The following is a 7,602-nucleotide window of genomic DNA, read 5'->3' as shown; positions in this document are numbered from 1 at the left end:
CGGGTCCGTGCAGCGATGGAATCGTCGTCGAGAACGACGGCCTCGCGGCGCGCCGCACCGACAGCGAGGATCGCGGCTTCGGGCGGGTTGATGATGGCGGTGAAGTGTTCGACGCCGTACATCCCCAGATTGCTGACCGTGAAGGTTCCTCCGGTCATCTCATCAGCTCGCAGGCGACGCTGCCGGGCTCGTCCGGCCAGATCCTGTGACTCCTCGGCGATCGTGGGGACAGTACGTACCGGCGTTGGATCCGGCTTACGGCTCCGGCGATCGGTTGCATCCGAACGATGCCGGGTCGAAGGCGGCCGGTTGCTGCTCGACCTCCGCCGCGCGGGGTGGAGAAGCCGAATCCGCGGGCTCGGCTGGCGGAACGGCTTGGCATCCTGCGGCTGGCCATCGGCCAGGCAGGAGCCCGATGCCCACACACCGTGCCACGATGGACAAGTGGAGGAAGCTCGCGACCTGCTGGAGGCGCAACGACGAGAAGCGCTCCAACGGCTTGCGAGCCTTACGGGCGACTTTTCACGAGGTGGTCGCCGCGTCACGAGATTCCAACGCCGACGACGAACACGACTCTGAGGGTGCGACGATCGCCTTCGAGAGATCCCAGGTCACGTCGCTTGTTCAACAGGTCCAGAAGCAGTTGGCGGAAATCGAGACCGCGTTCGACCGACTGTCAGTCGGCACCTACGGCACTTGCGAGAACTGCACCCAACCCATCCCGCTCGCCCGCCTCCAAGTCAGACCCGCAGCCCGCACCTGCATCACCTGTGCTCAGGACCACGCGAAGTGAACCTCGAGCGAGACCTCGAGCTTCGTGTCTCCGGGGGTGATGTGAATTTCGGACTCGAACCCGGCCTGGGCGTTCAGAGCCTGCTCATGAAAGCCGTGGTGGCTGTAGGTCTCCGAGATCCCGGTGACCGCGCCGAGGTTGCGCCCGGCCAGTTCGGCCAACTCCTCGGCCTTCTCCCGCGCCTGCCGAAAGGCCAACGCCCGAGCCTTCGTCAACAGCGCGGCCTTGTCGCCGACGTCGAACCGGACGGCGTGCAGGTCAAGACTGTTTCCCGCCGCCTCCACAGCCACGTTGAGCAACCGCCCGAAGCCGAGCAGATCCCGGCTCGACACGGTCAGCAGATGGGCCGCGCCGTACATCTGCGGCCGCCCCGGCTCCCGGTAGTGCTGGGAGACCTCGACTTCGGTCGTCCTGATCGCGGAAGTGTCCACACCTTCGGCCCGCAAAGCTGCCATGACAGCGTCGGTACGCTCGGCCACCTCGGCGACAGCGGTCGCCACGTCATCGGCCTGGTATCCAACCGCCAACGACATTCGCAACGCATCGGGCGGCGCACTGGTCTGCCCCGATCCCACAACTGTTATCCCTGCGTCCATCTCGGCAGTGTCCCACTGGCTGCGGAGGTTTGATTACGGCGTCGGCGAGGGCATGGTCGTTCGGCCCGATGAGATCATCAAGAGCCTGTGCGGCTCACGCCTGATCGTGAGGCGAACCGCGGCCCCGCCGGCTGCCTGCGTGGCTCCAGCCGTGCGCAGCCAGCCACCGTTCGACGGCGTCGGGGGACCCGTCGAGCTCTCTGCGGGCTCACCGCCGAGCATGACCGTCGAGCTGCACAGGCCGCCCGCCCATCACGGTCCGCGCCTGGTGACGCTGGCCGCTTTCGCAGTGCCAGCGCTCGACGATCGATCCGTGCCGGGTCCGGTTCGAGTCGGCCGGGGTCGGTGCCGGCTAGAACAATCGGTCTCGCTACCAGCAGGTTGGCCATGCTTGCTCGACGAGCGACGTCTGGAAACGCGGTAGGACCGCAGCGCACGTCCGGGAGAGAGCGTCGCCCGATGACGGCGCCCGACGCCCGGCTCCGATGCGGATCTCCTGCTCCGTCACTGCTCCGTGGAGTGCTGACAGAGGTCGGTCACCGACGGGTACCGATGAGCAAATCAGCAGGGCAAAGCCTGATCGACGAGGATCCGTGGACCAGGCCTAAATCCCCTGTTGGAGAGGCGAATCAGCGGCGAGCAACGCAGCGCTAGAAATCCCCGTACACCTGGACCTTCGTGCCGATCGGGGTTTCGGTGAAGATGTGGTGGATCTCGGGGCGGAGGACGCGGACGCAGCGGTGGCTGGCGGGGTAGGGCTTGACGAGGGAGTTGACGCGGGAGCCGTGCAGGGCGATGCCGGGACGGTCCTTGAGGAAGTACAGCGAGTCGTACATGTAGGCGTCCTCGTACAAGCTGCTCTCGTGGGCGCCGGCCCATTTGCGCCAGACCTTGCCGGTGCGGTTCGGGGTCTCGTAGCCGGGGCCGCCGGTGGAGATCCAGACGATCCGCTTGTAGGTCTTCCCAACGATCTGGTACAGGATCTGGCAGGTCTTGTTGACGTAGATCCCGGGCTCGCGGGTCGGCGCCGGGCGACTCGTTGCGTTGAGCACCGAGTATGCGTCGTTCAGCGTCAGGCCGGCGCGGCTGACCGGCAGGCCGTGCGTCTCGCGCCACGCGCACAGCGCCTGCTTGGCGCGGGCTGTGATGTCACCGTCGATGTCGCCGACCGGGTAGCCGAGCTTGTCCAGCTGTCGTTCCACGCGCAGCGCGTAGTACGCCGGCTGCTGCTTCACCCTGGGCTTCGGCTTCGCGGTCGGCTTGACCGTCGGCTTCGCACTCGCGGTCGGTGTCGGCGCCGGGGTCATGCTGCTGATGGCGGGGGATTGCGTCGGGGAAGGCGTCGACTCGCTCGCGGCCACGTCCGAACAGCCGGCGAGTACGAACGAACACACCACGGCACCGGCAACGAGACCACGTCGACGTGACACGGATTCCCCTCTCCCTCAGCATTTTCAGAGTCGCAGAGCCACGCCGAGTAGGCGTGCAACGACCCGCCGAGACTAATGCGCGAGAGGGTTCAAACCACCGTCCGTCACCGAACCGTTGCCGAGCTCCGGCGCCGGGTCGTCGCGCAACCTGCTGTACAGGTAGCCGTCCCGGTACCGGCCGGCGCGGAACTCGCAGCCGCGGATCACGCCTTCGAGCCGGAAACCCGCCTTTTCCAGCGATTTCTGCTCGGCGAGGTTCTCCGGATGCGTCGACGCCTGGATCCGGTACGCCGGCGTGTGCTCGAACAGGTACGCCGTCAGCATCGCCTGCGCCCGCCAGCCGATCCCAAATCCGCGGTGTTCCGGCAGCAGCGCGATCCCGATCTCCCAGTAGTTGGTGACACTGTCGAACGACCCCGAGCGCCACGACACGAGCCCGGCCGTCGTGTCCCCGGTCCGAACCATCAGCCGCGAATCCTCCACGCCGAGGAACCCGTCCTCGGCGAACCGCCGAACCGGCGCCTGCGCATCCCGGAACCCACCCCAGTCGAGCCCGATCAGCCCAGGCTCCACCGCGAACCGCTGCAACAGCGGCACATCCTCCGCACGCACCGGCGCCAGCACGACATCCATGTCTGTCCCGGTGAGGTTCTACAGGCCCAGGTCGCGGAGGAACTCGGGCTTGTAGGCCTGCATCACCACGTACCGCGGGTCCGGGACCTCCATGTTCGCGTTCTTCGCGGCGTCCTCGGTGGCGTCGTGCGGGCCGACCGGGACGCTCGGGTCGGCCCAGTCCTGCTCCTCGGCGTTCCACCGGGTGATCGTGTAGTGCGCCTCGAGGCGGTCGTCGGCCACCAGCTCCTTGGCGGTGCGCTCGGCTTCCTGCGCGTCCTCGAGCGTGTGCGTGTACATCAGCATCCGGTTCCCGTCCCGGGTCACCGTCACCTGACTGCCGAGCCGCTTCTGCGCATCGTCGTCGAGATCGATCGCCCGCAACCGCTCCCAGAACGTCAACCCGTGCTCGTCGTTCCCGAGCACGACCTCAACCCGAAACTCCTCATCCGCCATGCCCACACCTTATCCAGTCAGGGTCGGGCCGGCCGGAACGGGCTCGGCGGGCAGCGGACCACCGCAGCACTTCTTGTACTTGATCCCGGAACCGCACCAGCACGGCTGACCCGTTACCCATGACGGCGTCGAGTTCGCAGACGCGTGCGTGACGGATCGCCAGGCCATCACAATCGGGCTCTCGGCGTCGACCGCCGCGCGGACGCTGCGGATTCCGCAGATTGTGATGGGCTGGGGATCCGCGGGGGAGGGCGTTCAATATGTGGCGCCGCAGAATCGGGATGGTTCGATCGACTACAGTTCTTAGTCATGGAGCTGAGGCACTTGGAACACTTCGTGGCGGTGGCCGAGGAGAAGCACTTCACGCGGGCCGCCGAGGCGATGTCGATCTCCCAGTCGGGTCTGTCCGCCTCGATCCGTGCGCTCGAGCGTGAGCTGCGCGCCTCGCTGTTCGTGCGCAACACCCGGAGCGTGGAGCTCACCGAGGCGGGCCGGGCGCTGCTGTGCGAGGGCCGCCGTACGCTCGCCGCCGCGGAGGCCGCGAAGGACGCGGTCGCCGCGGTCCAGGGCCTGCTGCGCGGTCACCTCACCGTCGGGCTGGAGCAGTGCCTCGGCGTGGTCGACGTACCGGCGTTGCTCGCCAAGTTCCGCTCCGCGTACCCGGGGGTCGAGATCGAGGTCCGCCAGGGCGGCTCCACCCCGATGCTGGACGAACTCGCCTCCGGCCGGCTCGACGTCGCCTTCGTGGCGACCGCCGGCGATCCGGTCGACGGCCTCGACCTGCGACCGCTGTCGCGGGAGTCGATGGTGCTCGTCTGCGCCCCCGACCACCGGCTGGCGAAGGCGTCCGGTGTGACGCTCGACGATCTGGCGGGGGAGTCGTTCGTCGACTTCGACCGGACCTGGGGCGCCCGCGCGATCTCCGACCGCGCGTTCGCCGACGCCGGGGTCGCGCACCCGGTCACCATCGAGGTCAACGACGTGCACACCCTCCTCGCGCTCGTCGCCCACAACCTCGGCGTGGCCCTCGTCCCGGAACGGATCGCCGCCAAACGCGGTGACCATGTCACGGTCGCCCTCGCCCCCGGCGCCGCGTCGCACTGGCAGGTCTCGGTCGCCGTACCGACCGGAACCGCCGCCTCCCTCGCCGCCGACGCCCTGCTCGGCATGCTTCCGACGACGGCGGTCCACGCTTAGAGGAGTGTGCCGCCCACAGGCGTCAGGCGGGCGAGGACTGCGTCGATGCGGGTGAGTGTGTCCGGGTGGAGGGTGATGTCCGCGGCCGCCAGGTTCTCGACGATGTGCGCCGGCGTACGGCTGCCAGGAATCGGTACGACCGCCGGATCCTGGTGCAGCAGCCACGCGAGAGCAAGCTGACTGCGCGTGATGCCGAGGTCGGTGGCGAGTGCCTGCAGCGCCTCGTACGACGCGTTGTTCTCCTGCAGACTCGCGGCGTCGAAGCGCGGCGCGTTGTTCCGGAAGTCATCCTTGTCCAGCGACTGCACGGTGCCGGTCAGGAAGCCGGCTCCGAGCGGGCTCCACGGTACGACGCCGACGCCGAGCTCGCGCGCCACGTCGAGCAGCTCCGGGTCGATCGGCCGCCACATCGACCACTCGGTCTGTACGGCGACGATCGGATGGACGTCGTACGCGCGCCGCAGCTCCTGCGGGGTCACGTTGCACACGCCGAGGTGTCGTACCTTGCCGTCGGCGACGAGCTCGGCCATCGCGCCGACGGTGTCCTCGATCGGCACCTGCGGATCCGGGAAGTGCAGGTAGTACAGGTCGATCGCGTCGATGCCGAGGTTGCGCAGGCTGTTCTCGGCGTACTGCTGCACGTACTTCGGCTCCGCATTGACCAGCAGCTGCTCGAATGCGAACCCGACGTCTTTTGGATGCGGCTCCGCGCCGTCGCTGAGGCGCAGTCCGAACTTCGTAGCGACGGTGACCTCGTCGCGCCTTCGACGGATCGCCCGACCGACCAGTTTCTCGTTGTGCCCGTCGTCGCCGTACGCGTCGCTGGTGTCGATGAATGTCCCGCCGGCGTCGATCGCCGCGGTCAGCGCGGTGAGCGCCCGGTCGTCGTCGATCGCGCCGTACATGCCGGGGGAGAGCACCATCGCGCCGAAGCCGATCGCCGGGACGTCGAGCCCGCCGAGGTTGCGTGTGTTCGTCATGCGCCCAGCATCGATCGGCCGGTGCCGGTTGCACCAAGACCTGTTGGTATAACCGTTGGTTATGGACGCGCACCTGCGGGAACTCCGGTACTTCGTGGCCGCCGCCGAGGAGTCGACTGTGACCGCCGCGGCGGCGCGCCTGTTCGTCTCCCAGCCCGCGCTGTCCAAGCAGCTCCGCGCCCTCGAGCGGCGGCTCGGCTTCGACCTCTTCTCCCGTCAGCCGCGCGGCCTCGAGCTGACGTCGCAGGGGAGTGCGCTACTCCCGGTGGCGCGGGACGTGCTCGCCTTGTGGGATCGCGGGTACGCCGAGGCGCGCGCCGCTGCCCATCCGCAGCAGCTCGTCGTCGGCATGCAGACTGCTGTCGGGCGAGACCTGCAACGACCGGCCGTCGCACGCTTCCGTTCCATGCTTCCGGGGTGGACGGTTTCGCTCCGCCTGGTCGGCTGGGACGACCCGACTGCCGGGCTCGGTGACGGCACCAGCGATGTGGCGTTCGTCTGGCTCCCGGTCGCCGGCGATTTCGCGACCCGCGTCCTGATCACCGAGCCTCGCTGGGTCGCGCTACCCGATCACCACCCGCTGGCCGACCGCGACGAGATCCCCTTCGCGATGCTCCTCGACGAGCCGTTCGTCGCCCTGCCCGCAGCCGCCGGCCCGCTCCGCGACTTCTGGCTAGCCGCCGACGAGCGCCCCCGCCCACCGGTGGTAGCGGCCGAGGCCACGGCCGCCGACGAGGTCCTCGAACTCGTCACCGCCGGCGTCGGCGTAGCCCTCCTCGCCGTCGGCAACGCCAGCCTGTACCAACGCCCCGGCCTGACCTGCCGCCCCGTCCCCGACCTCCCACCCGCCCAACTAGCCGTCGCCTGGCGCTCCGACGACACTCGGACGCCAGTCCAACAGTTCATCGATTGCGTCCAGTTCTGACGTTCGCCAGGCCAGCAGCCCACAGAGGTAACGCGCGGGCCCCGAGCGCGATTAAGCCTGCAGCAGCTGTTGGTTGGGGGATGGATGAACGATGTTGTCAATGGCGGTCCAGCGGAGCCTGGTCCCCAGCGGCGGGCGCGGGCTCGTGCCTGGTCTCGCCGCACCGCTGCCCGCGAGACGCAGCTGAAGGCACTCGCTCGTGCCCTCCTCCGCCAGGCGCAGATCGCTGCGGGGCAGGGCGACACTCTCTTCGTGGCGCAACGGCTCACAGAACTCGAGCGGGTGATCGCGCGCCTCGGTCCGGATGGCGGCCAGGCTCAGCTCCGAGCGCATATGAACCGCCTGCGGGGTCGAAAGCAACAGCGGTCCGCTCCAGAAGTTCGCCGTACGGCGAAGCTCTGCATCGACTGCGCCGCGCAGTACGTCAACCGAGCCAAGAAGTACTGCGACGACTGCGCGACTCGCCGGGGATTCCTGGTTTGCCGTGGCTGCGGTCGGATGTTCCATCCGACCGGCCGCTCAGTCGTCCAGTTCGCTCTCTGCCAGAAGTGCTCGAACAAACATGCTGACCAGCGCAGGAGTAGTTCGGTCCGCACGGTGTCCGGCGGGCTGC

At 68.4% G+C, this 7,602-nt stretch carries 11 protein-coding genes; 3 read left to right on the top strand and 8 right to left on the bottom strand.

Annotated elements, in window-relative coordinates; all coding sequences use genetic code 11:
• Window positions 1–425 (bottom strand): 2-oxo acid dehydrogenase subunit E2 (locus AB0L64_RS10250; RefSeq protein WP_363709791.1); only part of this gene is annotated, 425 nt, incomplete at its 3' end.
• Window positions 426–436: 11 nt separating this feature from the next.
• On the opposite strand from AB0L64_RS10250, the gene AB0L64_RS10245 reads away from it, so the two are divergent.
• Window positions 437–793 (top strand): TraR/DksA C4-type zinc finger protein, encoded by a 357-nt coding sequence (locus AB0L64_RS10245; RefSeq protein WP_363709789.1) that lies wholly within the window; start codon window positions 437–439, stop codon window positions 791–793.
• Here AB0L64_RS10245 and AB0L64_RS10240 read toward each other — a convergent pair.
• From AB0L64_RS10240 to AB0L64_RS10220, 5 genes are all read right to left on the bottom strand, one after another.
• A complete protein-coding gene (locus AB0L64_RS10240; protein ID WP_363709787.1) occupies window positions 775–1,326 on the bottom strand; it encodes an SIMPL domain-containing protein in 552 nt (183 codons plus the stop codon). The two genes, AB0L64_RS10245 and AB0L64_RS10240, sit on opposite strands and share 19 nt — an antisense overlap.
• Window positions 1,327–2,039: 713 nt before the next feature.
• Complete coding sequence (locus AB0L64_RS10235) at window positions 2,040–2,819, bottom strand: L,D-transpeptidase family protein (RefSeq protein WP_363709785.1); 780 nt, start codon at window positions 2,817–2,819, stop codon at window positions 2,040–2,042.
• 72 nt (window positions 2,820–2,891) lie between these two features.
• Entirely contained in the window at window positions 2,892–3,452 is a 561-nt protein-coding gene (locus AB0L64_RS10230; protein WP_363709783.1) for a GNAT family protein, read from the bottom strand.
• Between the two features lie 18 nt (window positions 3,453–3,470).
• Window positions 3,471–3,887, bottom strand: a complete 417-nt coding sequence (locus AB0L64_RS10225; RefSeq protein WP_363709781.1) for a hypothetical protein — start codon at window positions 3,885–3,887, stop codon at window positions 3,471–3,473.
• A 9-nt stretch (window positions 3,888–3,896) separates the two neighbouring features.
• Window positions 3,897–4,055 (bottom strand): SEC-C metal-binding domain-containing protein, encoded by a 159-nt coding sequence (locus AB0L64_RS10220; protein WP_363709779.1) that lies wholly within the window; start codon window positions 4,053–4,055, stop codon window positions 3,897–3,899.
• Between the two features lie 141 nt (window positions 4,056–4,196).
• Here AB0L64_RS10220 and AB0L64_RS10215 point away from each other — a divergent pair, with 141 nt between their 5' ends.
• On the top strand, window positions 4,197–5,084 hold the full coding sequence (locus AB0L64_RS10215; protein ID WP_363709778.1) for a LysR family transcriptional regulator: 888 nt from the start codon (window positions 4,197–4,199) through the stop codon (window positions 5,082–5,084).
• On the opposite strand, the gene AB0L64_RS10210 is transcribed toward AB0L64_RS10215, so the two are convergent.
• The gene (locus AB0L64_RS10210; protein ID WP_363709776.1) at window positions 5,081–6,064 is read right to left on the bottom strand and encodes an aldo/keto reductase; all 984 of its coding nucleotides are present in this window, start codon (window positions 6,062–6,064) and stop codon (window positions 5,081–5,083) included. The genes AB0L64_RS10215 and AB0L64_RS10210 overlap by 4 nt on opposite strands.
• A gap of 61 nt (window positions 6,065–6,125) precedes the next feature.
• Here AB0L64_RS10210 and AB0L64_RS10205 point away from each other — a divergent pair, with 61 nt between their 5' ends.
• The gene (locus tag AB0L64_RS10205; RefSeq protein WP_363709774.1) at window positions 6,126–6,989 is read left to right on the top strand and encodes a LysR family transcriptional regulator; all 864 of its coding nucleotides are present in this window, start codon (window positions 6,126–6,128) and stop codon (window positions 6,987–6,989) included.
• A gap of 51 nt (window positions 6,990–7,040) precedes the next feature.
• Here the strand turns inward: AB0L64_RS10205 and AB0L64_RS10200 are convergent, their stop codons facing one another.
• Window positions 7,041–7,496: a hypothetical protein gene (locus tag AB0L64_RS10200; protein WP_363709772.1), complete on the bottom strand. Its 456-nt coding sequence runs from the start codon at window positions 7,494–7,496 to the stop codon at window positions 7,041–7,043.
• Between the last annotated feature and the right edge of the window lie 106 nt (window positions 7,497–7,602).

The sequence above is a fragment of the Kribbella sp. NPDC051936 genome (genome assembly GCF_040680955.1).
Classification (GTDB): Bacteria; Actinomycetota; Actinomycetes; order Propionibacteriales; family Kribbellaceae; genus Kribbella.
The sequence above is the reverse complement of the archived record's forward strand: the minus strand, read 5'-3'. Positions and strand labels throughout refer to the sequence as shown.

Coding starts and splice junctions, on each gene's coding strand:
- AB0L64_RS10230 (WP_363709783.1), bottom strand. CDS start 3,452: ATGGATGTCGTGCTGGCGCCGGTGCGTGCGGAGGATGTGCCGCTGTTG.
- AB0L64_RS10220 (WP_363709779.1), bottom strand. CDS start 4,055: ATGGCCTGGCGATCCGTCACGCACGCGTCTGCGAACTCGACGCCGTCA.
- AB0L64_RS10200 (WP_363709772.1), bottom strand. CDS start 7,496: ATGGAACATCCGACCGCAGCCACGGCAAACCAGGAATCCCCGGCGAGT.
- AB0L64_RS10240 (WP_363709787.1), bottom strand. CDS start 1,326: ATGTCGTTGGCGGTTGGATACCAGGCCGATGACGTGGCGACCGCTGTC.
- AB0L64_RS10210 (WP_363709776.1), bottom strand. CDS start 6,064: ATGACGAACACACGCAACCTCGGCGGGCTCGACGTCCCGGCGATCGGC.
- AB0L64_RS10225 (WP_363709781.1), bottom strand. CDS start 3,887: ATGGCGGATGAGGAGTTTCGGGTTGAGGTCGTGCTCGGGAACGACGAG.
- AB0L64_RS10205 (WP_363709774.1), top strand. CDS start 6,126: ATGGACGCGCACCTGCGGGAACTCCGGTACTTCGTGGCCGCCGCCGAG.
- AB0L64_RS10215 (WP_363709778.1), top strand. CDS start 4,197: ATGGAGCTGAGGCACTTGGAACACTTCGTGGCGGTGGCCGAGGAGAAG.
- AB0L64_RS10245 (WP_363709789.1), top strand. CDS start 437: ATGGACAAGTGGAGGAAGCTCGCGACCTGCTGGAGGCGCAACGACGAG.